A 26822-nucleotide genomic window follows, 5' to 3' on the forward strand; every position below is an offset into this window, starting at 1 on the left:
GGTAGAGCCATGACTTCAGTAGAACGCAGCTCTTCCGCGCCCGCCATCGTCCGTGCCGACGGACGCAATCCGGACCAGCTGCGGCCGATCAGCATCACCCGCGGCTGGTCCAACCAGGCCGAAGGCTCGGCGCTGATCGAGTTCGGCAACACCCGGGTCCTCTGCACCGCCTCCCTGACCGCCGGCGTGCCGCGCTGGCTCAAGGGCGAGGGCCGCGGCTGGGTCACTGCCGAGTACGCGATGCTGCCTCGGGCCACCAACACCCGCTCCGACCGGGAGTCCGTGAAGGGCAAAATCGGCGGCCGCACCCACGAGATCTCACGGCTGATCGGCCGGTCCCTGCGCTCCATCATCGACCTGAAGGCGCTGGGCGAGAACACGATCGTGCTCGACTGCGATGTCCTGCAGGCGGACGGCGGCACCCGCACCGCGGCGATCACCGGCGCCTACGTGGCCTTGGCCGACGCCCTGCGCTGGGCCAAGGACAACAAGCTGGTGGCGCGCAGCGCGACCCCGCTGACGGACACGGTCGCCGCGGTGAGCGTCGGCATCATCGACGGCGTCCCCATGCTGGACCTGCCGTACGTCGAGGATGTCCGCGCCGAGACCGACATGAACGTCGTCGTGACCGGGTCCGGGCAGTTCGTCGAAGTCCAGGGCACCGCTGAAGGCGCACCGTTCGACCGTGCGGAGCTGGACGCCCTGCTGGACCTCGCCCTGGCCGGTACGGCGCAGCTGGCACAGATCCAGCGCGACACCCTCACCGGGACCCTGACGGAGGTCATCCGTGGCTGAGGCACCCAGGCTGGTCCTGGCTACCCGGAACCAAGGCAAGCTGCGGGAACTGCGCGAGCTGCTGCGCGGGCAGGTCCCCGGGCTGGATGTGGATACCCAGGTCATCGACGCCGCCGCCGCCGGGGTACCGGACGTGCCCGAGACCGGCGTGACGTTCGCCGAGAACTCGCTGCTCAAGGCCCGGACGGTCTTCGAGGCCACCGGCCTGGTGTCCGTGGCGGACGATTCCGGCTTGGCCGTGGACATCCTCGGGGGCGCCCCCGGGATCTTCTCGGCGCGCTGGGCCGGCGCCCACGGCGACGACGCCGCCAACCTGCGACTGCTGCTGGACCAGCTTTCGGACATCTCCGAGCCGCATCGCACGGCGGCGTTCGTGTGCGCGGCCAGCGTGGTGTCCCCGGTGCTGGAGGCAGTCGAGGAAGGCCGCCTGGCGGGCACGCTGCTGACTGAACCGCGGGGGACCAACGGGTTCGGCTACGATCCGATCCTGCAGCCCGCGGGGATGGAGCGCAGCTGCGCCGAACTCAGCTCCGAGGAGAAGAACGCCATCAGCCACCGCGGCCAGGCGTTCCGGGCGCTCCTGCCGCACCTGGTCAAGGCCCTCTCCTGACCGCAGGCCGCGTTCGCCGTCCCGCCGGGGCGGCACCCGCACCCGGAGTGGCCTTCGTCACCGAATGCCCGGGCCGGTTCGCAGCGGGGCAGAAGCATAGTGCAGACTTGAAGGCACTATGAGTATCGTCGCGTCTGTAGCCGCCCAGTCCGCCGAATCCGCCAACCTGACCGGGATCGCCCAGTGGGCCGTCGACGTGATGGAAACGATCGGTGCCCCCGGAGCGGGCCTGGCCATTGCGCTGGAGAACCTCTTCCCGCCGCTGCCGAGCGAGGTCATCCTGCCGCTGGCCGGATTCACCGCCAGCCGCGGAAACTTCAGCCTGTTTGAGGCCCTCCTGTGGACCACCTTGGGCTCGGTCGTCGGCGCCCTGGCGCTCTACGGCCTCGGCGCGTTGCTGGGCCGCCGGCGCATGCTGGCCATCGCCGACAAGCTGCCGCTGGTGGACGTCGAGGACGTGGAGCGGACGGAAGGGTGGTTCAGCCGGCACGGTTACAGCGCGGTCTTCTTCGGCCGGATGATCCCGATTTTCCGTTCGCTGATCTCGATCCCGGCCGGCATCGAGCGCATGCCGATCTGGAAGTTCCTCGGCCTGACGGCCGCCGGCAGCCTGGTCTGGAACACGATATTCGTCCTGGCCGGCTTCTACCTGGGCGAGAACTGGCACGTCGTCGAGCAGTATGCCGGCATCTTCCAGAAGATCGTGATCGCCGTCGTCGTACTCCTTGCCGCGTACTGGGTCACGTCGAAAATCATCAAGACGCGCAACCGGAAGAAGTCCGCCTCCTGACGGCAGGCTCCACCCCGAATAACGGCAGACGCCCAGGGCCTGAAGTCCGGAAGCTGGTGCCGAGGTTCGGGTGCGCTCCGCGCGGCCTAACCTAGAGCCGCAGTTCGCGCAGCAGGTCCGTGCCCGGAACGTGGTGCACGGTAGTGAAGCCCAGCGCCGCCGCGGCGGCGATGTTCTCAGCCTTGTCATCGATGAAGACGATCGACGAGGGCTCGGCGCCCAATTCCGCCGCCACGTGCCGGAAGACGCCGGGATCAGGCTTGGTCATGCCGATCCGGGAGCTGTAGAAGGACTGCGCGAAATACCTGGTCCAGCTGGCGCCGTCGAACTCGTCGGCCATCGCCGCAGGCATGTTGGACAGGATGGCCAGGCCTGCGGAACGCGAGCTAAGCAGTTCCAGCACGTCCAGCGTGTCCAGGTTCAAGTGGGACCACTGGAACGCGTCGAGGGAGTCCAGCTCGGCGGCCTTTCCCAAGGACGCCGGAACGCCCAGCACCTGGCTCCAGTACTCAACCGAGGACAAGCGTCCCTCGTCGTAGTCGCGCCGGTGCCGCCAGTAGGTGCTGGCCTGGTGCCGCAGTTCCAGTCCCGCGGCATCTTCCATCGCCAGCCAATCCGCATCTTCCGGCGCGGTCGAGATGACCATGCCGTAGTCGAAGACATACCAATGAGGGTCAGGTCGGTTGTCCATGGGACCAGCGTAGACCTCGGGCTGCATGGCCGCGCAGGGCCCGGAGTAAACACTCTGTGAAGCTTTCCCCCCCCCGCGCGGGACATTCCGCCCCGGCCGCCCCGCCCACACCGCCGCGGCGATCCGGCCCCTTCACCCCATCCGCCGTCGTCGTGCTTTCCCGCTCTTGGCAGGCCCGCCGGACGCCACTCTTGACGCCGCAGGTCCTCCCGGTGCTATGGTTAGTTACACAAGTAATGAACCACTGAACCAATGAACTAGGGGCAGGGGGGGACGGAAGGAGGACGGAGGTGCTGATTGACGACTCGCGTCCGATCTTCGTGCAGATCGCTGAACGGATCGAAAACGACATCGTCGACGGGGTGCTGGCCGAGGAAAGCCAGGTCCCGTCGACCAATGAATTCGCTGCCTTCTACCGGATCAATCCGGCGACGGCCGCCAAGGGAGTGAGCAGGCTGGTGGATGAGGGCCTGCTGTACAAGAAGAGGGGGATCGGCATGTTCGTCGCAGCCGGCGCCCGGGCGAAGCTGCTGGAACGGCGGCGGGAAGAGTTTTTCCGCCAGTACGTGCAGCCGCTGACCCGGGAGGCGCGAAAACTGGGCATTACATCCGAGCAGCTGACGCTGATGCTCGGCCGCAGTGATAGCGGTACACAACTACCCGAGGGGAGCGTTGCACAGTGACCGGCACAGCCACACCTGAAGTCATCAGCGTGCGGAACGTCAGCAAGAAGTACAAGGACTCGCTCGCGCTGGACAACGTCGATCTGACCCTTGAGGGCGGCAAGATCTACGGACTGCTGGGCCGCAATGGGGCCGGCAAGACCACCCTCATGTCCGTGCTGACGGCGCAGGGATTCCAGACCTCGGGCGAGGTGCGGGTCTTCGGCCACCGCCCCTACGAGAGCGACCGCGTCCTGGGCCGGATCTGCTTCATCCGGGAATCCCAGAAGTACCCGGATGACTTCACTGCCGCCCAGGCATTCAAGGCGGCCTCGATGTTCTTCGCCGGCTGGGACCAGGCCTTTGCGGACCGCATGGTCGAGGAGTTCCAGCTGCCGGCCAAGCGGCGGATCAAGAAGCTCTCCCGCGGGCAGCTCTCCGCGGTCGGAGTCATCATCGGACTGGCATCGCGGGCCGAAATTACGTTCTTCGATGAGCCGTACCTGGGCCTCGACGCGGTCGCCCGGCAGATCTTCTACGACCGGCTCGTGCAGGATTTCGCCGAGCACCCGCGGACCATCGTCCTCTCCTCGCACCTGATCGACGAGGTGGCAAACCTGCTGGAACACGTCATCCTGATCGACAAGGGCCGCATCCTGGTTGACGAGGACGCCGAATCCATCCGCGGCTCGGCCGTCACCGTGGTGGGGCCGGCCGCGCTGGTCGGGGAGTTCACGGCGGGCCGCTCCGTGCTCCACCGCGAGACATTCGCCTCGCTGGCCTCCGTCACCATCGAAGCCCGGCTGAGTGCGCGGGAACGTGCCGAGGCCGGCGAGCTGGGGCTTGAACTGGCGCCCGTCACCCTGCAGCAGTTGATTGTGCGGAAGACCATGGCCGCGACCGGAACGGACCTCTCCGTGGGGGAGCGGGACAGCGACGCTGAACTGGAGGCAACGAAATGAACCGCGTGGTCAATGTGGCGCGCATGCAGCTGATCAACAAGTGGACGTACCTGGGCATCCCGGCGATCATCCTGGCCAGCGCGTTCCTCATCACCTACGCCATCTGGGCGCTCGTTCCCAGCGACGGCGGGGCCATGTATTCGGGGGCCGCGCAGTCCGTGATGTGGTACTTCCTCGCGCTCGGCATCATGTCGATGACGCAGACGTTCCCGTTCTCCCAGGCAATGAGCGTCAGCCGTCGGACGTTCTACATCGGCACGGTGGGCCTGTTCGCGGTCGTGGCGCTGGCCATCAGCGTCCTCTACTACGTGCTCGGCCTGATCGAGGAGGCCACGGGCGGCTGGGGAGTGAACGGCCAGTTGTATGCGCTGGGATGGCTGGCCGACCAGCCGGCGCTGGTGCAGATCTACTTCTACTTCATCGCCATGGTGGCCCTGTTCATGATCGGATTCTGGTTCGCCACGATCTACAAGCGCTGGCAGGCAACCGGCATGCTGGTGGTGTGGATCGCGGTGGCGGTAGTGCTGCTGGGGCTTGTGGCGTTGGCCACGTGGCAGGGCTTGTGGCCGGAAGTCGGCGCGTGGTTCGTTGCACAGACCCCGCTGAGTGTTTCGGCTTGGGCTACGGTGTTCTGTGCCGCGTTGGCCTGCGGTTCCTACCTGACGCTGCGCCGGGCCACACCCTGATGCCCCGGTGAGAGTACGACGGCGGCGGCCGGGCCTGGGAGCCGAGGGTTTCCCTCAGCGCCGGTCGCCGCCGTCGCGCCTCCCCGTGACTGTCGGAGGCGTTGGGTAGTCTTGGCGACGTGGGAATTGAGTTCACGGCCATTGACTTCGAGACAGCAAACGGATTCCGGGGCTCCCCATGTTCGGTAGGGCTGAGCAAGGTCAGGGACGGCAAGGTCGTCGAGGAAGCCTCGTGGCTGATGCGTCCGCCGGAAGGATTCGACCGCTTCGACCCCCGGAATGTGCAGATCCACGGCATCACCGCGGACATGGTCGCGTACAAGCCGCGGTTCGGTGATGTGTTCCCCGAGATGGCCGGTTTCATCGGCGGCGACCTGGTCGTGGCGCACAACGCCGCCTTCGACCTCGGCGTCATCCGTTCGGCGCTGGAGGTATCGGAGCTGGCCGGCCCGGCGTACGACTATGCCTGCACGGTGATCCTCTCGCGGCGGAGCTACTCCCTGGTGTCGTACTCGCTGCCCTTCGTGGCCGAGGCCGCCGGAGTCCCGCTGCGCAACCACCACGACGCAGTCGAGGACGCGCGCGCCTGCGCCGGCATCATGATCGACATCGCCGGACGCCACGGGGCCTCGAGCGTGGCGGAACTGCTCCTGGGCCTGAAGCTGTCGGCATCCCGGCTGCAGGAGTACACGCCGGGACGGGACGGCCTCTCTAAGCCGACCCTGGCAGCCCGGGAGCGGCAGGAACTTCAGGCCGGCGGTCCGGTGCCGCAGGCGGCCTGGACCTACTGGCCGCAGGAGGGGGCCAACCCGCCCGCGAACACGGACGCGGACAGGACGCATCCGCTGTACGGCCAGACCGTTGTCTTCACCGGCAACCTGGGCATCGAGCGGCAGCAGGCCAAGAGCCGCGCCGCCGCCCTCGGCGCGCAGCCGGCCAGCAGCGTCACCCGGAAGACCACCGTGCTGGTGGTGGGGGACGGCTTCGTCGCGGCGGACCTCAAGCGCGGCCGGATCACCGCCAAGGCGCAGAAGGTCCTCCAGCTGCACGGCCGGGGCCAGCAGATCGAAGTCCTTTCCGAGGGCGAGTTCCTTCAGATGCTCGGCGGCGAATGGCCGGCGGCCAGCGCCTAGGCAGCGTGCCCCGGGAGGGCGCCGGGAACCGCCCGTCCGGCAACGCCGCCGGGGCAGCCCGGCCTATAGCGGGAGCCGGGCCCCGGTCAGGTCGCGCGAAAGATCGATGAGGCGGGACGCCGCATTGCGCTCGAGCGCGTGCGGCCCCGGCCGGACCGGCGCCGGGCGCCCGGTGAGCTGGAAGAAACCGTCGGGCCCCCAGTACTCGCCGCTGCGCACATCCGGTCCGCCGGCCGCGTGCACCAGTGGCCTCGCGCCGTCGTCCTTGCCCTGGGCCAAAGGGCGGGCCAGCAGCTGCTGCACCCGGCCCGGATGCGGCCGGGCCTCGATTCCCTGCCGGGACGGCGTGAACATGCTGCGGGCGTAGCCGGGATGCGCCACCACCGAACTGACGCCGGAGCCGGACAGCTGGAGGAGACGGGCCAGTTCGAAACCGAAGCTCATCACGGCGAGCTTGGACAGCGCATACTGACGGTAGCTGGAGTAGCGCTCCGGATGGGCGGCGGAACGGAAGTCCGGCCGGACCCAGCGGTGGCTGATGCTGCCGACATGGACGATCCGCGCGCGGTGCCGCTCAAGCTCCGGCAGGAGGCCGCAGATCAGCGCGTAGTGGCCCAGGTGGTTGGTGCCGAACTGCAGCTCGAAGCCGTCGGCCGTGTCCCGCCGGGTGGGTGATCCGATGACCCCGGCGTTGGCCAGCAGCGCATCGATCCGATCGAGGCGGGCCAATGACGCAACTGCCTTGTGGATCGAGTCCAGGCTCGCCAGGTCCAGCGGCTCGCAGCTGATCCGCGCGCCGGGAATGCGTGCGGTGATGGCGGAAGCCGCGGCGGCGGCCTTCGCCGGGTCCCGGGCCGCGATGACCACATGCGCTCCGGCCGCGGCCAGCTGCTCCGAGGCGAAATAGCCGAGTCCGGCATTGCCGCCGGTCACCACGATGGTCCGTCCGTGCAGCGGCTGAATGTCTGCGGGGTTGTGCTGTTCGTTCACGCGATACTCCTAGGCGGCCCGGGTGGCCCGGGTTCAGGCGGTCTGGGCCAGGAAGAGGTCAGCCATTCCGGTGACCTCCTCGGTCCCCTCGGCGCTGGCGAGCCATGCCGGCGGCAGCGCCGCCTCGCCGTAGTAGGCGCCGAGCAGGCTGCCGGCCATGCTGCCGATGGAGGAGCTGTCGCCGTCGTCGTTAATGGCCAGGGCAAGTGCGGAACGGAAGTGCTCCTGCGGGTCCGGGTCCGAACCGGCCAGGACCGCGTACAGTGCGACGGCGAGGGCCTCGTCGGCGGCCAGGCCGGCGCCGAGTGCGTCCCGGCGTTCCTCCGCCGGCACCTGTCCCGTCTCGCCCAGCCGCAGGGCGGCCCGCAGCCTGCCGGCCAGGCGCGAGGCCTCCGGGTCGGATTCCATGTCCGCCAGCACCGCCGCCGCGGCCTGGGCCGGTGAGGCATCCTCGTGGGCGAGCAGCCGGATCATGCCGCTGAAGGCCGCCGCGCCCTGCTGCGCTACGGGATGCCCGTGGGTCAACGCGGCGCCGTGAACCGCGAGGCGGGCGGTGAATTCCGCCGCCACGTGCGGCAGCAGCCCGAAGGCTGCGGACCGGGCGACGCTCTCGGCGCCCTCGGCCGCGGTGTTAAGCGGCCGGGCGCGGCTGCCCATCTCGCCCGTTGCCAAAGCCGCCAGGCAGGCGGCGCTGGGGGAGCGACGCTCATGCAGAAGCTGCTGTTCGTCGATCCAGCGAGGGAGGGGCTGCGGTGCCGTTTCCGGGAACCGGCCTTCCAGTCCGGCGTACCAGCGCAGATAGGAAAGCCACAGGCACGCGGTCTCGTCGGCGGCGGTGCCGGAATTCGCCCACTCGAGGGCTTCTACGAGCGCATCCATCGTGTAGAGGGCCAGCTGCGTCGTGCCGGAAATACGGGCGCCCTCGGCCAGTTGGTCGAAGCTGCGCAGGCCGTCCGCTCCGAAACGGATCCTGATGCCTTCCAAGCTGCTCGCGGTGACCGGATAGCCCAGCTGGTCGCCGAGCGACCCGCCAAGCAGGCAGCCGCGCACGCGCGACGCGAAACCGGCGGGACCGGCCGCGCCGGACGAATTCGGGGTGCTTGGGAGGGGGAGGCCTGATTCCACGGGGTGCTGGGCGTCGTTCACCCGATCAGTCTATGGGGGAGCTTCGGAGCCTATAATTCAGCGGGCGTTCAGTAAATTCCCAGTCAGCGGTGAAACGCTGTAACCGTTTGTGTTCAAAATGCCGGCCTCGGGCCGGTCCGAGGAGGTACGTACTACATGTCGGCAGACCAGACCGCGCGACCGGAGGCGGGAGGACCGGCGGCTGCGCGCCCGCTCCGCCTAGGTGAGGGCTACGGGCTGTCGGCCCGCATTGCAGCCGAGGCCGCCGGGGCTTTCCTGTTGTTCTTCGGCGCCATGGGCATCGGCATGTTCAATCCCCAGGGCGGTTTCGCCGTTCCCTTCGGCTTCGGCTTCGCTGTCGTCGCGGGGATGCTGGCCTTCGGGCACATCTCCGGCGGCCATTTCAATCCGGCCATTACGCTGGGCAGCGCGCTCGCCGGACGGACCCGCTGGAAGAGCGTCCTCCCCTACGTCATCGCGCAGCTGGCCGGCACGTCGCTGGCTGCCGTGGTGCTGTGGGTTGTCATGCTCAGCCATCCCGTGGGCAGCCAGGCCGCCCAAGTGTTCAGCTCGGTGGCGAACAAGTATGCCAGCGGCGACGAGCTGGGCTTCGGCATGGCCGGTGTGTTCCTCGCCGAGACCATTGCCACAGCCGTCCTCGTCGCCGTTTTTCTCGGCACGACTTCCTCGAAGGAGCGGCTGCGCGGCGCGCCTTACGCCGTCGGCCTGGCGTTCGCAGTCCTGACCGCGGTCCTCATTCCGATCTCCAACGCGGGCATGAACCCGGCCCGCTCCACGGCCAGTGTGTACTTCGCCGAGCCGGCCGCGCTGGGCGAGCTGTGGCTCTTCTGGGTCGCCCCGCTGCTGGGCGCCGTGATCGCCGGCCTGCTGTACCGCAGCGCGGAAACGGTCCCGCCGGCCAAGGTCGAGGCCGGCGCAGCCGGCGAGGCGCCGGAGGACGAGGTACAGGTGCAGGCCCCCGCCGGAACCCCGGTTGACGCGGAGACCCATGAGGCCGGCCGGCCGGCTGGGGCTTCTTCCGCCGCGGCCGCGGAGGCACCGGCCGCCGCGAAGGATGACCGCGGAGCCGAAGAGGCGCGCGACTTCTTCGACGGCGGGGCAGGCAGCAAGCGGGACCAGGGGAAGTAACCCGGCAGCCTTCGGCAGGGGCGGCACGACCAAATGCGGACGTGCCGCCCCTGCTTGCGCAAAACTGTCGGAGGGCGCGGATAGCGTTGAAGGCATGAGGTTACTGCACACTTCCGACTGGCATTTCGGCCGCTCTTTCCACGGGGTCGGCATGCTGGCCGCGCAACGGCATTTCATTGACCAGCTGCTCGAAACGGTCAGCAACCGGGGCATCGACGTCGTACTGATCGCCGGGGATGTCTACGATCGTGCGCTGCCCGGGGTGGACGCAGTGACCCTCTTTTCGGAAACGCTCTCCCGGATCCGGGAGGCGGGCGCGGCCGTCATCCTCAGCAGCGGTAATCATGACTCCGCCTCGCGGCTCGGGTTCGGATCGGAGATCTTGGCCCACGGTGGCGTGCATTTGCGTACCAGGCTGGACCAGCTGGCCGTCCCGGTCGAGCTGGACCTGGGGACGGCCACGTTGGCGGTGTACGGCATTCCCTATCTTGAGCCGCGGCTGACGGCAGAAGAGCTCGGCGCCTCCGCTCCCAGCCACGCCGCGGTGACGCGCGCCGCCCTCGACCGGGTGCGGGCAGACCTGGAGGCCAGGCGTTCGAAGGGGCGTGTGCACTCCATCGTCATGGCCCACACCTTCGCCAGCGGAGGACTGACCTCGGACAGCGAACGGGACCTCAGCATCGGGGGCGTCGGAGCAGTTCCCCTCGACCTCTTCGACGGCCTGGACTATGTGGCCTTGGGCCATCTGCACGGACGCCAGAAATTGAGCGACACGGTGCGCTACTCCGGTTCGCCGCTGCCCTACTCGTTTTCCGAAGCGGGGCATGAGAAGGGCGGTTTCATCCTGGAGTTCGCCGGAGACGGACTGACTTCTGTCGAGCCGGTGAACTGGCCCGCCGCCCGGCGCCTGGCCGTGTTGAAGGGAACCTTGGAGGAGGTGCTGGCCTCGCCCGAGTATGCCTGGGCCGAGGATGCCTACTGCCAGATCACGCTGACCGACGACGAGCGCCCGGCCAAGGCCATGGAACGCCTCCGCCAGCGTTTTGCCGACACGCTGGTGCTGTCCTTCGAGCCCGCGTCCCCGCCGGAGAAGGCGGCGATGAGCTATAGCCGGAGGATCGCCGAGGCCCGGAATGACCTTGAGCTCTGCTGCGGCTTCCTTGACCATGTCCGTTCCCGCGACGCCAGCGACGCGGAGCGGGCCCTCCTACGGGAAACCCTGGCCGGCGCGGCGGCTGCGGAGGTGTCGGCATGAGGATCCACCGCCTCGAGATCCAGGCGTTCGGCCCTTTCGCCGGACGCGAGGTTATCGACTTCGATGAGCTCGGCAGCCAAGGGCTCTTCCTGCTGAACGGCCCCACCGGGGCCGGAAAGACCAGCATCCTGGACGCCGTCTGTTTCGCGCTGTACGGGTCGGTGCCCGGCGCACGCCAGCAGGGCAAGCGGCTGCGCAGCGACCACGCGGCCCCGGACGCCGTCCCGGAAGTGGTCTGCGAATTCAGCGCCCGCAACCGGCGTTTCGAAGTGACGCGCAGCCCACAGTGGGAACGGCCCTCCAGCCGTTCCCGCAAGGGGGCCGTGACGGAGAAGGCGCTGACCCTGCTCCGCGAAAAGGCGGATGGTGTGTGGATCCCGAAGACCTGGCGCAATGATGAAGCCGGTTCCGAGCTGCTGGCAATCCTCGGCATGAGCCTCGAGCAGTTCACGAAGGTCGTGCTGCTGCCGCAGGGCGACTTCGCGGCCTTCCTGCGGGCCGACGCCAAAGAGCGGCGGCCGCTGCTGCAGCGGCTGTTCAACACTGAGCGCTTCGAAACGGTAGAGCAGTTGCTCGCCGACGAAGCGGCCAAAGCGCGGACAGCCTACGAGGCCGCCGGGGCGGGCATCGGCCAGCTCCGGGCCCGGGCGCTGGAAGAAGCGCAGCGCCACCTGCCCGAGGACATGCTGCCCGCGGAGTCGCTGCCGGACGAGGACCTGTTCAGGGTCCTGGAAGGCGCCTTGGCGGACAAGGCCGCAGCTGGCCAGTCGGCAGCGGATGACGGGCGCCAACGGGTCCAACGGCTGCAGGACGGCATTTTAGTCCAGGAACGCGCCCTGGCAGACGCCGCCGAAGTGGCCGGCCTGGAGCAGCAGGCTGCCGGGCACCGGGCCGGGGCCCCGGCCCACGCCGAGCTATTGGGAACGCTGGAGGCGCACCGGGCCGCGGAACTGCTCGCGGCGCCGATCCGGCACCGGGACCAGGCAGCCCGGGCAGTGGAGCAGGCCACTAAGGACTTCTTCGAGGGCTCGGACGCCGCGCAGGCGCACAGGCTCTATCCGCACTTCGCGGCGGACCGGCCGGAACCGGACCGCGGGGGCAAGGATCTGCTGGACCGTATTTCGCGGCAGCTTTCGGACGAGCTCGGCCGTGCCCGCGCCATGCTCCCCGAGGCGGAGCGGCTGGCAGAAGCCAAGGAAACGCAGCTGCTCAAGGACCGGCACGTCGCAGACCTGCGGGCAGGGCTGGAAACGGCGGAAAAGCGGCGGCGGGAGGCGGAGCAGGAACAGGCGTTGCTTCAGTCGCAGCTTGATTCCGTCGAACGGCTCCCGCAGGATCCCGCCCTGCTCGCCGAAAGGGTGGACCAGGCGAAGAACATTAGGGAAGCCGTGGCGGCGTACGCCGACTGTTGCCGCAAAACCGAGGACGCCCGCCGCCGCCGCGACCTGGCCCAGACAGAGCAACTGGATCTGAAACAGAGCTGGCTGCAGCTGTTGGAGCGCCGGCTGGAACAGGCCGCTGCGGAATTGGCGGAGACGCTTACGGCCGGCGGCCCTTGCCCGGTGTGTGGCGGAACCGAACACCCCGCCCCGGCGCAGCCAGGTCGCGATGGACTGGTCACCCGCGACCAGGAAGGGCAGGCGCGGAGCCGGCACGCGGAAGCAGAAGCCCGGCATGTGGCAGCACAGCAAGCATGCTCCGCGCTGGAGCAGGAGCTCTCGATCCTGGCTTCGCGCGGCGGGACGACGCCCCCGCACGAAGCGCAGGGTGCCGTGCGCGCCGCCGAGGAACAGCTCGAGACCGCCCTGGCCGAACGCCGCCGGCTGGAGATCCTCCAGGAAAAGATCCAGGACAACGCCCGGCGGCTGCAGGCACTGCAGCAGCAGCTTTCCGCGACGGCCGTGGAACGGGCCACGGCGGAATCCGAACTGAGCGCCGTGCGCAGCCGGACCGCCGAGCTTGAACGACGGCTCACCGAAGTCCTGCCGGAAGGCGGTCGGCTCCAGGACCGGGTGGCCGAACTTGTCCGCCTCGAGCGGCTGATCACCGCTTGCGCGGAGCTGCTGGTCCAGCATGACCACGCGAGCCAGGCACTTGATCGTGCGGAGGAGGGACTCGCTGCGGCGGTGGCGGGATCGGAGTTCGGGACGGAAGAAGAAGCCCGCGTCGCGCTGCTGGACCAGGCGGCGCTCGCCGACCTGACCCGCCGCAGGAACGATTACGACGAAACCGGCCAGCGGCTGCGGCTGCTTGCTGAATCGGCCGCCGTCATCCGGGCCCGGGAGGCGGCCGAAAGCGGTGTGAGCCTTCCTAGGGCCGAAGACCTCGAAGCGGCCCGGTACCAGGCGCGCGCCCTGGAAGAGGAGGTCCGGCGGGAAGCGGTGCGCCTGGGCATGGTGAAGGCCGCGCAGGAGCAATTGGCAGGCTATCGAACCAGGCTCGCGGAGCAACTCGCCCGCCTACGGCCGGTCGAGGAACGTTTCGAACTCGTCCGGTCGGTCGCCGACACGGTGCGCGGCCTGGGGGACAACGACCGCAAGATGACACTGGCCACCTACGTGCTGGCGGCCAGGCTCGAACAAATTGCCGCGGCAGCATCGGAGCGGCTCAACACCATGACGGACGGCCGCTACACACTGGTGCACGATGACTCGAAGTCCGGCAACAAGAAGTCCGGGCTGGGGCTGCACGTGAGCGACGAATGGACCGGGCTTCGCCGGGATACGGCCACGCTGTCCGGCGGCGAATCCTTCATGGCATCCCTGGCCCTGGCCCTCGGGCTCGCCGACGTCGTGCAGGCCGAATCCGGCGGCATCGACATCGAAACGCTGTTCGTTGACGAGGGTTTCGGCAGCCTGGATGAGCAATCGCTCGAGCAGGTGATGGACGCCCTCGAAGGCTTGCGGGACGGCGGGCGGGTCGTCGGCCTGGTCAGCCACGTCGCCGAGATGAAACAGCGGATCGGTGCGCAGCTGCGGGTCACGAAGGGTCGCCACGGGTCGACAGCGCGCACGGTGCTGGCCGCCGTCCAATAGAGCCGGGCACCGGCCGGGGCCGCCGCTCCCGCGGACGGCGCCCTCGACGCGGCCCGGGCGGATGCGCGGACAGGTATGATGGTCCGCGTATCCGGGTTCTGCGCATCGGGAGGTTGGGACGATGCGCCACGCTAGCGTACGGAAAATCAATGAATCGCCGCTCCGCGCCGGGCTTTCCTAGCCGTCCTACCACCCGCCGGGCTCCTTCGGACCCTGTAGCCGGGCAAAAGCGCAACCTTTGGGGCCGCTATGCGCGGCTGTCGCAACTGGCAGGCCCGTCCTTCCTGGCCATCGGCTTCCCCGCCCGTCTGCCCCTAGCCATGCTGACCATCGGCACGCTGACCATGGTGACCGCCAGCACCGGCTCATACGCCTCGGGCGGGTTCGCCGCCGGTGCTGTCGGTATCGGCTCAGCCATCGGCGCCCCTGCCCTGGGATACTTCGCGGACCGCCAGGGCCAGCGTCCCGTTCTGCTCCTCGCCGCCGCGGCGCACACCCTGGCGATCGGAATCCTGCTGCTGGTGGTCTACGCAGCAGCAGAGCCCGGAATGGGCGCGATCCTCGCGGCATCTTTTGCAGTCGGCGCAACATCTCCGCAGGTCAGCCCGCTCGCCCGAGTCCGCTGGATGGCCATGACCCGCGACGATAAGCAGGTTCTGGACACCGCGCTCTCTTACGAGAGCACTGCGGACGAACTGACCTTCGTCCTGGGGCCGGCACTGGTCGGGCTGTTGGCTGCTGCGATCGCGCCGTGGCTGCCCTTCGTCCTGGCAGTGCTGATCACTGCCACGCTGGTTCCCGCGTTTGCCCTCCACCGCACTTCGTTCGCCGTCGTTCCCGTGCGGCGGAGCCTGTCGCATCAGCATCCGGAGGCGGCTGCCGAAGCACTCCGCAGCCGCCAGCCCGTCAACTGGCTGCGTACATCAGTGCCTGTCCTGGGCATGATAGCCATGGGAACCTTCTTCGGTGGGTCCCAGAATGCGCTCAGCGCATTCGGGGGAACGTTCGGCGCGGCCGATGCGGCCGGGCTGCTGTACGCCCTGCTCGGCCTGACTTCCGCGTTCGGCGCCCTCTCCGTGGCCTACTGGCCGGCCCGGTGGAAGCCGGCATCACGCTGGATCGTGTGCGCCGGGGCGATGGCCGCCTTCAGCGCCTTGCTGCTGCTGCCCGCCGACATCGGGACGATGGTCGTCGTCTTGCTCGTGGTCGGCCTGCCGGTCGGCCCGACCATGGTGACCATTTTCAGCATCGGCACGCTGGTCGCCCCGAAGGACCGGCTGGGTACCGTGATGACATTACTGGCCAGCGGCGTCGTGCTGGGCAGCGCCATCGGGTCCGCCGCGGCCGGGGCCGTGGCCGAGCGCGGCGGCTACGCGGACGCTTTCATTGTCCCGATTGCCGCCGCTGCGGCGCTGTTTGTGCTCGGCTTCCTCGCCGCCGCCGTCGCCCGCGGCACCTCACCCGGCGGCCACGGGGACGCCTAGTTCAGCGGAGTTCGGCTTCGATCGCGGAGGCTGCCCGCTGCAGCGAAGCGGCGATGTCCTCCGTGGACGTCGTCGTCCGGATGTACACCACGGAAATGGCCGCCGGCGGCTGTCCCGGAACGATAACGGGTACCGCCACGGAGGATACGCCGGGAATGACCTCATCGTGGCTGACGGCATAGCCGACCTTCCGGGCCAGCTCCGCTTCCGGCCGGAACGGCTGCCCAGGGGCTTGCCGCTCCCACTGCTCGCGTCCAACGGCGGCCTGGATGGCGATGCCCGGGGCACCGCTGGCGAATGAATGCCGCATGCCCGGGTGCTGGACGAGGGCCGCGGCGGTGTGCCGCGGCTCGACCGTCACCAGAGTCACGCAATCCCGCTGGTCCCAGACGGCAATGAACGCGGTCATGGCCAAGTCGTTGGCGAGGGTGGTCAGTTCCGGCAGGGCGGCCGACTGAAGATCCCTGGAGACGCCCCTCGCCAATGCGGCGAGCCCCGGGCCTGCCTGGACCCTGCCGGCGGAATCGCGCATCAGCAGCGAATGGTCCTCCAGGGTGCGCAGGATCCGGTAGGCAATGGACCGATGGACCCCAAGGGCCTGGGACAGCTCGGCAATCGTCATCGGGGCCCGTGCCTCGGCCAGGATCTCCAGCGCCCGGATGCCACGCGAGAGGGTCTGGGAATGTGCTGGCCCCTTCGGCGCTGCACGCTCCACGCCTGCGGGCGACAGGTCGGCCGGGGGAACAGGCTGGCTCATCGGTTCATCCTTCAGTCAATGTCGAGACGCACACCTATGATTGTGATGATTGTGTGTGCCCTCACAATACGACCATTGTTCTATATCGGCACGAAATGTCCAACTATCGAACAGTGCGCCGCGCCAGCGAGCGGGTGGGCCTCCGAGTTCGGGCCGGGTCCGGGGCGGGGCTGCCCGCTGGGCGGGCCGGCGGCACGCAAAGAGCCCCGAATTCCTGTGAGATACGCCTCACCGTCGTGTAATATGGCATCCGTCACATACCGACCGTTCTGTCGGTAATCTTCGACCGGGAGTATCGGAGTTTCCATGTCAACGTCAGAAGAACTGGCCGGCAACCTTAGCCCCTCTACGCGGAAAGAGGAGCGGAAGGTGCTCGCCGGAACGCTGGTCGGCACCACCATCGAGTGGTACGACTTCTTTATCTACGCGCAGGCCGCCGGCCTGGTCCTGGCCCAGCTCTATTTCGCCCCGCTCGGCGCCGAGAATGCCGGGCTGGCCCAGGTTATCTCCTGGGCCTCGCTGGGCATTAGCTTCCTGTTCCGTCCGCTCGGAGCCATCGTGGCGGGACACCTGGGGGACCGGCTCGGCCGCAAAATGATGCTCGTCTTCACCCTGGTCCTGATGGGCCTCGCCACCGCGCTCATCGGTGTGCTGCCCACCTACGCGCAGATCGGCATCTGGGCTCCGATCCTGCTGGTGCTGCTGCGAATCCTGCAGGGCTTCTCGGCCGGCGGCGAGTGGGGCGGCGCGGCGCTGATGTCTGTTGAGCACGCGCCCGTCGACAAGCGGGGCTTCTTCGGCGCCTATCCGCAGATCGGCGTCCCTTGCGGCATGATCCTGGCCACCGGCGTGATGTGGCTGCTCAGCACTCTCATGAGCGACGAAGCCTTCCTCGCCTGGGGCTGGCGCATTCCCTTCCTGTTCTCCATCGTCCTGATTGTCGTTGGCTTCATGATCCGCCGTTCGGTAGATGAGAGCCCGGTCTTCAAGGAAATGCAGGAGCGCAAGAAGGAATCGGCCGCCCCCTTGGGCCTGCTGTTCAAGCACAACTTGAAAGAGGTCATCCTCACCGCGCTGATCTTCATCGCCAACAACGCCGCCGGTTACCTGCTCATCGCATTCTTTGCCTCCTACGCCACCAAGGCGCCCGAGGAAGGCGGCCTGGGCATGGACCGCTCCGCGGTTCTGCTGGCCAGCACGCTCGCCGCGTTCGGCTGGCTGATTTTCACGATGTACGGCGGCATCCTCTCCGATCGGATCGGGCGCATCCGCACTTTCCAGATCGGATACGTCTGGGTGCTCCTGTGGGCCATCCCGATGTTCCTGCTCATCGATACCGCGAGCATCGTCTGGTACACCGTTGCCGCATTCGTCCTGACCATCGGCCTGGGCCTGTCCTACGGCCCGCAGTCGGCCCTTTACGCCGAGATGTTCCCGGCGAACGTCCGCTACTCGGGTGTTTCCATCGGCTACGCCATTGGTGCCATCCTTGGCGGCGCCTTCGCCCCGATGATCGCCGAGCTGCTGCTGGGCGCAACTGGAACAACGATCTCCATTGGCATCTACATCGCCGTCCTCTGCGTCATTTCGCTTGTGGCGGTCTCGATGGTCAAGGAAACCAAGGGGAAGAACCTGCGGGTGGAAGAGGCGCACCAGGAATACCTGCGCTCGCATCCCGAGGCACGCTGACCAGTCACCCTCCAATACTCACAGCCGGGCTGCCGCGAACTCAACGCGGCGGCCCGGCTTTCTGCTTTGTCCGGCCAAGGTGCGGGGGACGCCTGGCGGAGTCTATGCGCCTCACCGTGACCGTTACGTGTGTGAAGGTGCGACGGCGGTGCCCGGCAGCGTCTGCGCGTCGTCGGTGTTGCCTCGTACGGGGTGCGACGGCGGTGGCAGGTTCTTTGCGCGCCACCGCATCCTGCGGAGGCCGAGGTCAAGCTACAGGTATGGGTAGTTCTCCCCATCGCGCCCGCGCTGGCCGCAAGGCTAGGGTGGTTCCGACGGCCGTGCTTGGGAAGAAGCCGGCCCTCCGCCCGGGTCCTGAACGAGAGCCCGGAACCGGAAAAGCCGGCGCTGCACAGCCCCCCAACCTCTGCAGCCCCGGCTTTTCTGTTTAACGGGACCGGCCGGCCCGCCCCGAGGGGAGGACCGGCCGGCCGCGGGAGCGGCGCGCCCCGGACTACGATGGTGCGCCCTTGCCGCCGCTGGAGCGTGAGCGGTCAGCTGTCGGTTCCGCCATGGCCGATGCCGGCATAGACCTCGGGGCGGGCCGACCTCAGGTACAGGCCCCAGCAGAGCCCCGCCACGCCGGGCAGCACGGCAATCGCCGGCAGGAGCCAGGAAAGCGTAGACGAGCCTTCGGACCCGATCAGGACGTTGAAGTTGGCCACGATCAGGATGAACACGGCGCCGAGAGTGATGACGGCCATGGTCGGCGCAATGAGTTTGACCCAGAGCGAGTAGCCCTCGCCGTGCTTCCGGAAGTACCCGATCACTGCGGCCGAGATCAGCACCAGCAGCAGGACCAGCCCGAACGCCCCCGTGTTGGTCAGCCAGGTGAAGAACGTGAGGACCGGATAAAGCGCACCCAGTTCCGATCCGATGCCGGCGATGGCGAAGACCGTGAGCATGACCAGGGCTAGCAGGGACTGCGACAGCGAGCCCGCCACCGGAGCGAAGGACTCCGGATTTACGTAGGCCAGGCGGCGGGGGAGGACGCCCTCCCGGGACAGCGAGAAGACGTAACGCGCCACGGCGTTGTGGAACGCCATCAGCGCCGCGAACAGGCTGGTCACGAACAGCACCTGGGCGATGTCGGCCAACACCATTCCGCCGTGCTCGGTCAGGAACACGAAGATGAGGTCGGGGCCTAACTCCTGGGACTTCGCGATGATCTGGCTGTGGCCGGTGGCTGTCGCCGTGGCCCATCCGGAGAAGGCGTAGAAGAGCGAGATGACGGCGACGGCGATGTAGGTGGCCCGGGCGATGGAGCGCTTGGGATCCTTGGCCTCTTCGCTGTAAATGGCAGCCGATTCGAAGCCCATGAAGGCCGCGATGCTGAAGGCCAGCGCGGCCCCGACCCCTGCCGTGAACAGGTTGGCCGGATCCATGGAAGCGCCGGAAATCCCCTCCGGCGCGACGGCGATGGCAATGATGTCGAAGACCAGTACGGCCACGAACTCGAGGCCGACGAGGATCGCGATAACCTTGGCCGACAGGTCGACCTTCCTGACGCCCAGCCAGCCCACCGCCAGGAAGCCGACCAGAGCGGTGGCCCACCAAGGCACATCCACGCCGAGTTTCGCACTCACGAACGACGCCGACGCGAAGCCGAACAGGCCGTAGATCCCGACCTGCATGGCGTTGTAGGAAACCAGCGCGACCCACGCCGCACCGACCCCCGCCGCCCGGCCGAGGCCCTGGGCGATATAGGCGTAGAAGGCGCCGGCATTGGTGATGTGGGCGCTCATCGCGGCGTAGCCGACGGTGAACAGCGCCAGGCAGACGCCGAGCACGATGAACGAGAGTGGAATCCCCAGTACTTCTGTCACGGCGAAGTTGCTCGTCGTGCCGCCGGCCACGACGGTGAGCGGCGCGGAGGCGGCGATGATCATAAAGACCAGTGCCGGAACACCCAGCGTGCGCTTGCCGAGGCCGGTTCCCGAACCGCCTTCGAGCTGTGGCACCGTTCGTTCCTGTGACATGAAAACCTCCAACGGGAGAATAAAAAAGATGCTTCGATTGTGGCAACGGCGGCCCGGTCGGGGCTTGCCCTTGGCGGTACGGCACTTGTCGAATCGTGCACAGCTTGGCGAGGTGCGAATCTGCAGCCGGACGGACGGCGGGGGCCGGTGGCTTGTGCGCTTGGGGCGGCGTGAGGGGTGCGGGCCGTGGGCGACGGCGGCCGGTGCCAGACGGAACCCCGGAGGCGGGCGCTGCTTCGGGCTAGCTTGGATAGGGCAGTGCAGCAGCAGACGCGGCAGGACCGACGGGGCGGGGACGCAACGGCGGAGTCCTCGTGGAGGCCGGGCGACGGCGCTCTCGTGTGCTCGCTCAGGCCGGACATCGATATCCGTCCCGGCGGGCCTCGTCGCGGCCTCCGGTCAGATGTCCTGGCGGCGGTAGCTGCTGGGCGGCACGCCGAAGCTGCTGCGGAAAATGCGGCTGAAGTGCGCGGCGTCCAAAAACCCCCAGCGGGCGGCGATGCTGCCGACGGGCCTGTCCGCCAGGATTGGATCGCGCAGGTCCCTCCGGCAGTGATCCAGCCTGCGGGCGCGGATCCAGCTCGCCACCGTCGTGCCCGATGCGGCGAAAATATTGTGCAGGTGGCGGGTCGAGACGTAGTGGGCCGCGGCAATCTCGGCGGGGGAGAGCTCCGGATTGCCCAGGTTGGCTTCGATGTAGCGGCGGATCCTGGCAAGGAGTTCGGGATGGCTCCCCGCATCCGTTTCGCGCCGGGCGTCGAGTTCGCTCTCGAACATGGTCGCGATCAGGTCCACCGCGTTGTTGGCAAGCCGCTGGCCGCTGTTGCCCGAGAGGGCGTCCAGGTTCTCGGCGAGCTGCGCCATGAACGGACTGATCATTCGTCCCAGGCCGGCGTCGCCGGGAAGCCGGACGGCGGTGAGCTGGCCAACGGCGTCGGCGGGCAGGTCGAGCGCCTCGTGCGGGAACATCAGGACGAGGGTGCGGAAGTCGGATTCGAAGCCCAGGGTGTAGGGCCTGTGCGTGTCGTAGACAGCCAGGTCCCCCGGACGGAGGCTGGCTTCGCGGTTGTCCTGGATGAGCAGGCCGTGGCCCGAGAGCTGGAGGTTGAGCTTGTAGTAGAGGCGGTCGGCGGAAGAGATCAGCGACGGCGTGCGCAGGACCCGGTGGCCGTTGGCGCTGACTTCGACGATGGAGAGCTCGTCCAGCACGCGGGAGCGGATCCGCCCGCGGAACCCCTCCGTCGTGTCCGTCTGCACATCCAGCGGGACGAAGGACTGGTTGACCAGGTTGCGCCATTCGGCAAAGCTGGCGGCGTCAGCCGTCTCGACACCCGGAGCCGGCGCGGCGCGGGCGGCCTCGGCTTCGGTTACCGCGGCTGACTCGGGCTCCGGGGCGGGTGCGGGGCGGGCTGCTTCTGACTGAGGTGCCAGGGCGGCGGCGCTTTCCGCCGCGGGGTGTTCCGCGGCGGACGGTGGCTGCAATAACGGCGTGGCGTGAATCACAATGCATCCAATTTAGCCGGTAGGGGCAGTATTGTCACCTTTTTTCGACGTCGGGCGAAAAACTCGTCAGGCTCCGGCGAGCAGCGCCAGATAGGCGTCCAGTTGCGCGATGAGCTGCTCCGGTGAGTGTGTCGCCGGGGTGAGGGCTGCGGTGATCTGTGCGCCCAGGACGAAGCTCATGAGGAATCCGGCGACCTGGTCGTCCTGGGTTCCGGCTGCAACTTCCCCTGCCTTGTGCGCCTGGCCGAGGTACTTGCGGAGAAATCCCTGCCACTGCGCCATGGATTCCTCGTGTAGGCGCGTTTTTGCGGGATCGGTCAGGGCCTTCTGCCAGAACGGAATGACGATGCGCGCCTCGCTGATTCTTTCCTCGTCGAGGGGGAGGATCTCGTGGCAGAACGCGCGCAGGGCTTCGAGGCCCGCCAGGTGCGCCGTCTTCGCCTCCATCCGAAGGTTCGTCTGGTTGAAGACGTGTCCGAAGGCGAAGGTCAGCAGGTCGTCCTTGGTGGGAAAGTACGGCTTCAGTGCACCGTTGGCGAATCCCGCTTCGGTGGCGATCTCCCGCATGGTCGCGCCTTCCATGCCGTGGCGCGCGATGATGCGCCAGGTCGCGTTGACCAGCTCGACCCGGCGCTGGTCGTGGTCGACGATCTTGGGCATGGTGCTCCTTGTTTTGCATCAATTGTAGAAAAACCCTTGTGAGCTATCTTACGGACGACTATTATCTACAGTCATAGAAAAACGACGCAATCGGCGTCGCGAAACCGCTGGAAGGGCAGCCATGACCATCTCCTCTACGGAACTTTCCTCCGCCTACGCGCTGGCGTCCGCCGACGAAATCACGCAGGTCCGCCGGATCCTGGCCGATGCAGGCCTCGCCGGAGAGAACATCCGCTTCGCCTACCTCGGCCTGCTCGACCCGCCGCGCGGCGCCGCGCGCGGGGCGGACCGGAGGTTCCGCGCCTTCCTGCACGATGTCTCGGGGGCGGCGCCGAAGGACGTGGTGGTGTCGGTGACCCGGAACGCGGTGGAATCGGCAACCGAACTGGACACCTCCGTCACCGGCGAGCTGCCGGTACTCGAGGAGGAGTTCGCCGTCGTCGAGGAAATCCTCGCCGGGGATGAGCGCTGGCTGAAGGCGCTCGCCGACCGCAACCTCGACGTCGATAAGGTGCGGGTGGCCCCGCTCTCCGCAGGTGTCTTCGAGTACCCCGAGGAGAAGGGCCGGCGCATCCTGCGCGGTCTCGCCTTCTACCAGAATTTCCCCGAGGACAGCGCCTGGGCGCATCCGGTGGACGGACTGGTCGCCTACGTCGACATCGTCAGCAAGACGGTGGACCAGGTGCTGGACTTCGGACCGGTCGCGGTCCCGGCCGAGCACGGCAACTACACCGATCCTGAGCTGACGGGGCCTCTCCGTGAGACCCAGAAGCCGATCAGCATCACGCAGCCGGAGGGCCCGAGCTTCACCGTGTCCGGCGGCAACCACATCGAGTGGGAGAAGTGGAGCTTCGACGTCGGCTTCGACGTCCGCGAGGGCGTGGTCCTGCACAACATCGCCTTCCAGGACGGGGACCGGAAGCGCTCGATCGTCCGGCGCGCATCGATCGCCGAAATGGTGGTGCCCTATGGTGATCCCTCGCCCGTGCGGTCCTGGCAGAACTACTTCGACACCGGCGAGTACCTGGTGGGCCAATATGCCAACTCCTTGGAGCTGGGCTGCGACTGCCTCGGTGACATCACCTACCTGTCGCCGGTGATCGCCGACGGCTTCGGCAACCCGCGCGAGATCCGCAACGGCATCTGCATGCATGAGGAGGACTGGTCCATCCTGGCCAAGCACTCCGACCTGTGGACCGGCATCAACTACACCAGGCGCAACCGCCGGATGGTCGTTTCGTTCTTCACCACCATCGGCAATTACGACTACGGCTTCTACTGGTACCTCTACCTGGACGGCACGATCGAGTTCGAGGCGAAGGCCACCGGCATCGTGTTCACCAGCGCCCACCCCGGCAAGGGCTACCCCTACGCTTCCGAGATGGCTCCCGGACTGGGTGCCCCGTTCCATCAGCACCTGTTCAGCGCCCGGCTGGACATGGCGCTGGACGGTTTGACGAACCGGGTGGAAGAGGAAGAAGCGGTCCGGGTCCCCCTCGGCGAAGGCAACGAGCGCGGAAACGCGTTCACCCGTCGTCGTACGCTGCTGCGGACGGAGGCCGAGGGCGCCAGGGAAGCCGACATGGCGGCCGGGCGCACCTGGATCATTTCCAATCCGGAGTCGCTGAACCGCCTGGGCGAGCCGGTCGGGTACAAGCTGCATCCGCAGGGTCAGCCCACGCTGCTCGCGGATCCCGCGTCATCGGTGGCGCGGCGCGCAGCCTTCGCCACGAAGGACCTCTGGGTCACCCGCCACGCCGAAGAGGAGCGCTACCCGACGGGCGATTTCGTCAACCAGCACGCCGGGGATGCCGGTCTGCCGGCCTACATGGCGCAGGACCGGGGGATCGACGGCGAGGACATCGTGCTCTGGCATACCTTCGGCCTGACGCATTACCCGCGGGTGGAGGACTGGCCGATCATGCCGGTGGACACCGCCGGCTTCAAGCTGCGGCCGGAAGGCTTCTTCGACCGCAGCCCCGTCCTGGACGTGCCGCCGACCAAGCCCGCCGGCGGGCACTGCCATGGCTGACACGGCCGTGGCCGACGTGGCTATGACGGACCCGGCCGTGGCCGGCGCTGCCACGGCGGGTCCTGCCACGGCGGGTCCCGCCGTCGCTGGCACTGCCACGGCGGGTCCCGCCGCGACGGCACGCGCCAACGCGGTGGTCCGCCGGCCGGTGCCGCTGCACCCCAGGCTCTGCGCCGGGGCGGCAGTGGCATCGGCCGCGGCCCACGGCTGGATGGCGTGGCTGCATCGCGGGAGCTGGTGGGAGTCCGGCCTCATGGTCCTGATGGCCGCGGCCTGCCTGTCCTGCGTCGTGCAGCTCTGGCGGTCCGGATGCGCCGGAGCGGCCCGAAGCTTCATGGGCATGGCCCTGGCGATGGCTGGTTTCCACCTGCTGCTCGTCGTGCAGCCGCTGGCCGGCGGGGGACACCCAGCGCACATGCACCACAGCGCGGTGGCCGCCGCGGCGCAGGCGTCCTCCGGGGCAGGCGGGGGAGCGGGCAGCGCCGGTCCGATGCTGGCCGTCATCTTCCTGGAACTGGCGGGGGCGATGGCCGCTGCCACCTGGATCAGGAGATCAGCCGCACAACTATAGCTCCCGCGGGCCTGGATTGATAGGTTCGCAGTCTGCTTCGCAGGACACGGCCCGGCAAGTTTTGTGGCTTCCGCCACGCGGCGTATGAATGGAGGGTGAGCGCGTCACCGAACCACCCGCCGGCGGATCCGGATTTCGTGCCGGACCCCGGCCGCTGGCGCATCCTCACGGTCCTCCTCGTGACGGTGTTCATGGCCCTGCTGGGCGTGAGCATCGTCAACGTCGTACTGCCCTCGATCGAGATCGGCCTCGGGGCCACCCAGTCCGACATCCAATGGGTGCTCTCGGGCTACGCGCTGACTTTCGGCGTGGTGCTGGTGGCGGCCGGACGCGCCGGCGACGTCTTCGGCCGCGGGCCGATCTTCATCGCCGGCCTCATCACGTTCACGCTCTCGTCCGTGGCTGCGGGGCTGGCCCAGGACCCGGCCAGCCTCAACTTCATCCGCTTCATCCAGGGCATTGGCGCGGGCCTCCTGAACCCGCAGGCCATCGGGATGATCCAGCAGTACTTCCGCGGCGAGGAACGGGCCCGGGCCTTCGGACTGCTGGGCAGCGTCATCGGTGTTTCGGCCGCCATCGGTCCGCTCATCGGTGGCCTCCTCGTCGAGATGGCCGGCGAGGAGAACGGCTGGCGCTGGACCTTCCTGGTCAACGTCCCGGTCGGAGTTCTGGCCACCTTCCTGGCTTTCCTCTGGTTCCCCAAGCCCATGCGGACCAGGACAGCCCCCTCTGCCGACCCACGCGGCGCTCCCGGCGGCCGCGAGCCGCGAGACCTCGATCCGGTGGGCTCCATGCTGCTGGGGGCCGTGGTGCTGGTCGTGCTGCTGCCGTTCGTCGAGGCGCGGGAAGCCGCCTGGGTGTGGGCGCTGCTGCCCGTGGGGCTGGCCGGACTCGTGGCCTGGGTGTGGTGGGAGAACCGGTACAAGCGGATCGGCCGCAGCCCGATGGTGGACCTGGCGCTCTTCCGGCTCTCCAGCTTCGCCAACGGGACCGCGATCTCCGGGCTCTACATGATGGGCATGACCAGCGTATGGGTGCTGATCGCCCTGTACCTGCAGGACGGGCTCGGCCGCACGGCGCTCGAGGCCGGCCTCGTGGGGCTGCCCGCGGCGGTCCTGGTGGCCTTCGGGTCGCACTGGGCGGGTGGCAAGGTCACGGAATACGGCCGCAAGGTCGTCATCTGGGGGATCGCCAGCGCCCTGATCGGCCTGGCCTCCAGCGTGCTGGTGGTCCACCTGAACCAGCTGAACGGGACCAGCATCTGGTGGCTGATGCTGAGCCTGTCCTTCGTCGGCGCCGCACAGGGGCTGGTCGTCAGTCCGAATCAGACGCTGACGCTCGCCGAGATTCCGATCGACTATGCGGGCAGCGCCGGCGGCGTCCAGCAGACCGGCCAGCGGATCGGGACGGCCGTCGGCATTGCCCTCATCACCGCCATTTCCTTCGCCACCCTGGCGCAGACCAACTGGACCGTGGCGATCACCATCGGATTCTCGGCGATCGCCGTGATCGTACTCGCGACGCTGGCCATCGCGGTCAAGGACCAGCGGGCACGTATCCGCGCCGGACACGTCTGAGCGCCGCCGCGTGGGGCCTTCCGGGTCCGTCGTCCCGCCCGTTCCCGGCACACCGGTCCGCCCCGGCCCGGAAGGTGTCACGCGTGGCCGTTAACACGGAAGGTGACAAGTACGACGGCGGTGGGTGCCGCCGCCGTACTTGTCACCGTTTGGGTCCGGGTTGCCTGGAGCGCCGGGCCCCGGCCCCGGGCCGGGTTTTAGACCAGGTTGCCGAGCTTGAAGCCCTTGGCCGCCTCGCCGCGGTAGGAGCCGGACTCATCGTCCGCGCGGGTGTAGGAGAACCCGTCGGCGCCGATGGTCACGTCCATTTCGGAGGTGTCTTCGCGCTTGAGGACTTCCTGCGGGTTGCCGTCCAGGTCGAGGACCAGGGATGCCTCGGTGTACCAGGAGGGGACGACGGGGTTGCCCCACCAGTCGCGGCGCTGGTTGTCGTGGACGTCCCAGGTGATGACGGGGTTGTCCGGGTCGCCGGTGTAGTAGTCCTGGGTGTAGATCTCCACGCGGTGGCCGTCCGGGTCCAGGATGTACAGGTAGAAGGCGTTGGAGACGCCGTGCCGGCCGGGGCCGCGCTCGATCCGGTCGGACATGCGCAGGGCGCCCATCTTGTCGCAGATCTGGATGATGTTGTGCTTCTCGTGGGTGGAGAAG

Annotated in this window: 22 protein-coding genes and 1 pseudogene; 15 read left to right on the plus strand and 8 right to left on the minus strand. The window is 68.2% G+C overall.

The features are described from left to right. Nucleotides 1-9: 9 nt before the first annotated feature. From rph to WFH44_RS07225, 3 genes are all read left to right on the plus strand, one after another. Nucleotides 10-795: a ribonuclease PH gene (rph, locus tag WFH44_RS07215; protein WP_336712843.1), complete on the plus strand. Its 786-nt coding sequence runs from the start codon at nucleotides 10-12 to the stop codon at nucleotides 793-795. After that, on the plus strand, nucleotides 788-1405 hold the full coding sequence (gene rdgB / locus WFH44_RS07220) for an RdgB/HAM1 family non-canonical purine NTP pyrophosphatase (protein WP_336712845.1): 618 nt from the start codon (nucleotides 788-790) through the stop codon (nucleotides 1403-1405). Before rph ends, rdgB begins: the two co-directional genes overlap by 8 nt. A 118-nt stretch (nucleotides 1406-1523) precedes the next feature. Continuing rightward, nucleotides 1524-2195: a DedA family protein gene (locus tag WFH44_RS07225; RefSeq protein ID WP_336712847.1), complete on the plus strand. Its 672-nt coding sequence runs from the start codon at nucleotides 1524-1526 to the stop codon at nucleotides 2193-2195. Between the two features lie 91 nt (nucleotides 2196-2286). On the opposite strand, the gene WFH44_RS07230 is transcribed toward WFH44_RS07225, so the two are convergent. Continuing rightward, nucleotides 2287-2886 (minus strand): HAD family hydrolase, encoded by a 600-nt coding sequence (locus WFH44_RS07230; protein ID WP_336712850.1) that lies wholly within the window; start codon nucleotides 2884-2886, stop codon nucleotides 2287-2289. A gap of 293 nt (nucleotides 2887-3179) precedes the next feature. Between WFH44_RS07230 and WFH44_RS07235 the strand changes: the two genes are divergently transcribed. The 4 genes from WFH44_RS07235 (at nucleotide 3180) to WFH44_RS07250 (ending at nucleotide 6329) form a co-directional block, all read left to right on the plus strand. Then, entirely contained in the window at nucleotides 3180-3569 is a 390-nt protein-coding gene (locus tag WFH44_RS07235) for a GntR family transcriptional regulator (RefSeq protein ID WP_336712942.1), read from the plus strand. Further along, the gene (locus WFH44_RS07240) at nucleotides 3566-4510 is read left to right on the plus strand and encodes an ABC transporter ATP-binding protein (protein ID WP_336712852.1); all 945 of its coding nucleotides are present in this window, start codon (nucleotides 3566-3568) and stop codon (nucleotides 4508-4510) included. Before WFH44_RS07235 ends, WFH44_RS07240 begins: the two co-directional genes overlap by 4 nt. Next, nucleotides 4507-5196 carry a hypothetical protein gene (locus WFH44_RS07245; protein ID WP_336712853.1) on the plus strand — a complete coding sequence of 230 codons (690 nt, stop codon included), beginning with the start codon at nucleotides 4507-4509 and terminating at the stop codon, nucleotides 5194-5196. The genes WFH44_RS07240 and WFH44_RS07245 overlap by 4 nt, the downstream gene beginning before the upstream one ends. A 119-nt stretch (nucleotides 5197-5315) precedes the next feature. Continuing rightward, nucleotides 5316-6329 (plus strand): exonuclease domain-containing protein, encoded by a 1014-nt coding sequence (locus WFH44_RS07250; protein ID WP_336712855.1) that lies wholly within the window; start codon nucleotides 5316-5318, stop codon nucleotides 6327-6329. A gap of 63 nt (nucleotides 6330-6392) precedes the next feature. Here WFH44_RS07250 and WFH44_RS07255 read toward each other — a convergent pair whose 3' ends face one another. Together WFH44_RS07255 and WFH44_RS07260 are read right to left on the minus strand one after the other, a co-directional pair. Beyond that, nucleotides 6393-7319, minus strand: coding sequence for an SDR family NAD(P)-dependent oxidoreductase (locus tag WFH44_RS07255; protein ID WP_336712857.1), 927 nt, complete (start codon nucleotides 7317-7319; stop codon nucleotides 6393-6395). A gap of 33 nt (nucleotides 7320-7352) precedes the next feature. After that, nucleotides 7353-8465 carry an ADP-ribosylglycohydrolase family protein gene (locus tag WFH44_RS07260; RefSeq protein WP_442892881.1) on the minus strand — a complete coding sequence of 371 codons (1113 nt, stop codon included), beginning with the start codon at nucleotides 8463-8465 and terminating at the stop codon, nucleotides 7353-7355. A gap of 135 nt (nucleotides 8466-8600) precedes the next feature. Here WFH44_RS07260 and WFH44_RS07265 point away from each other — a divergent pair, with 135 nt between their 5' ends. The 4 genes from WFH44_RS07265 to WFH44_RS07280 all read left to right on the plus strand — a co-directional run bounded on the left by WFH44_RS07265 (nucleotide 8601) and on the right by WFH44_RS07280 (nucleotide 15367). Beyond that, nucleotides 8601-9593, plus strand: a complete 993-nt coding sequence (locus WFH44_RS07265; RefSeq protein WP_336712860.1) for an MIP/aquaporin family protein — start codon at nucleotides 8601-8603, stop codon at nucleotides 9591-9593. Nucleotides 9594-9687: 94 nt separating this feature from the next. Beyond that, a complete protein-coding gene (locus tag WFH44_RS07270) occupies nucleotides 9688-10848 on the plus strand; it encodes an exonuclease SbcCD subunit D (protein ID WP_336712862.1) in 1161 nt (386 codons plus the stop codon). Then, a complete protein-coding gene (locus WFH44_RS07275; protein ID WP_336712863.1) occupies nucleotides 10845-13883 on the plus strand; it encodes an SMC family ATPase in 3039 nt (1012 codons plus the stop codon). The genes WFH44_RS07270 and WFH44_RS07275 overlap by 4 nt, the downstream gene beginning before the upstream one ends. 320 nt (nucleotides 13884-14203) lie before the next feature. Beyond that, complete coding sequence (locus WFH44_RS07280) at nucleotides 14204-15367, plus strand: MFS transporter (RefSeq protein ID WP_336712865.1); 1164 nt, start codon at nucleotides 14204-14206, stop codon at nucleotides 15365-15367. 1 nt (nucleotide 15368) lies between these two features. Here WFH44_RS07280 and WFH44_RS07285 read toward each other — a convergent pair whose 3' ends face one another. Beyond that, a complete protein-coding gene (locus WFH44_RS07285) occupies nucleotides 15369-16124 on the minus strand; it encodes an IclR family transcriptional regulator (RefSeq protein ID WP_336712867.1) in 756 nt (251 codons plus the stop codon). Between the two features lie 306 nt (nucleotides 16125-16430). Between WFH44_RS07285 and WFH44_RS07290 the strand changes: the two genes are divergently transcribed. After that, entirely contained in the window at nucleotides 16431-17813 is a 1383-nt protein-coding gene (locus WFH44_RS07290; RefSeq protein ID WP_336712869.1) for an MFS transporter, read from the plus strand. A 533-nt stretch (nucleotides 17814-18346) separates the two neighbouring features. Here WFH44_RS07290 and WFH44_RS07295 read toward each other — a convergent pair. The 3 genes from WFH44_RS07295 to WFH44_RS07305 form a co-directional block, all read right to left on the minus strand. Further along, entirely contained in the window at nucleotides 18347-19831 is a 1485-nt protein-coding gene (locus tag WFH44_RS07295; RefSeq protein WP_336712870.1) for an APC family permease, read from the minus strand. A gap of 399 nt (nucleotides 19832-20230) precedes the next feature. Then, entirely contained in the window at nucleotides 20231-21118 is an 888-nt protein-coding gene (locus tag WFH44_RS07300; protein ID WP_336712944.1) for a helix-turn-helix domain-containing protein, read from the minus strand. A gap of 282 nt (nucleotides 21119-21400) precedes the next feature. Beyond that, nucleotides 21401-21994, minus strand: a complete 594-nt coding sequence (locus tag WFH44_RS07305) for a TetR/AcrR family transcriptional regulator (RefSeq protein ID WP_336712872.1) — start codon at nucleotides 21992-21994, stop codon at nucleotides 21401-21403. A 121-nt stretch (nucleotides 21995-22115) separates the two neighbouring features. On the opposite strand from WFH44_RS07305, the gene WFH44_RS07310 reads away from it, so the two are divergent. The 3 genes from WFH44_RS07310 to WFH44_RS07320 all read left to right on the plus strand — a co-directional run bounded on the left by WFH44_RS07310 (nucleotide 22116) and on the right by WFH44_RS07320 (nucleotide 26174). Further along, the gene (locus tag WFH44_RS07310; RefSeq protein ID WP_336712874.1) at nucleotides 22116-24026 is read left to right on the plus strand and encodes a primary-amine oxidase; all 1911 of its coding nucleotides are present in this window, start codon (nucleotides 22116-22118) and stop codon (nucleotides 24024-24026) included. Next, nucleotides 24019-24597, plus strand: a complete 579-nt coding sequence (locus WFH44_RS07315) for a hypothetical protein (protein ID WP_336712875.1) — start codon at nucleotides 24019-24021, stop codon at nucleotides 24595-24597. The genes WFH44_RS07310 and WFH44_RS07315 overlap by 8 nt, the downstream gene beginning before the upstream one ends. Nucleotides 24598-24692: 95 nt before the next feature. Continuing rightward, on the plus strand, nucleotides 24693-26174 hold the full coding sequence (locus tag WFH44_RS07320; RefSeq protein ID WP_336712878.1) for an MFS transporter: 1482 nt from the start codon (nucleotides 24693-24695) through the stop codon (nucleotides 26172-26174). 197 nt (nucleotides 26175-26371) lie between these two features. Here WFH44_RS07320 and WFH44_RS07325 read toward each other — a convergent pair. After that, a pseudogene (locus WFH44_RS07325) lies at nucleotides 26372-26822 on the minus strand (3,4-dihydroxyphenylacetate 2,3-dioxygenase); the annotation flags it as partial.

The organism is Arthrobacter sp. USHLN218 (assembly GCF_037144715.1).
Classification (GTDB): Bacteria; Actinomycetota; Actinomycetes; order Actinomycetales; family Micrococcaceae; genus Crystallibacter.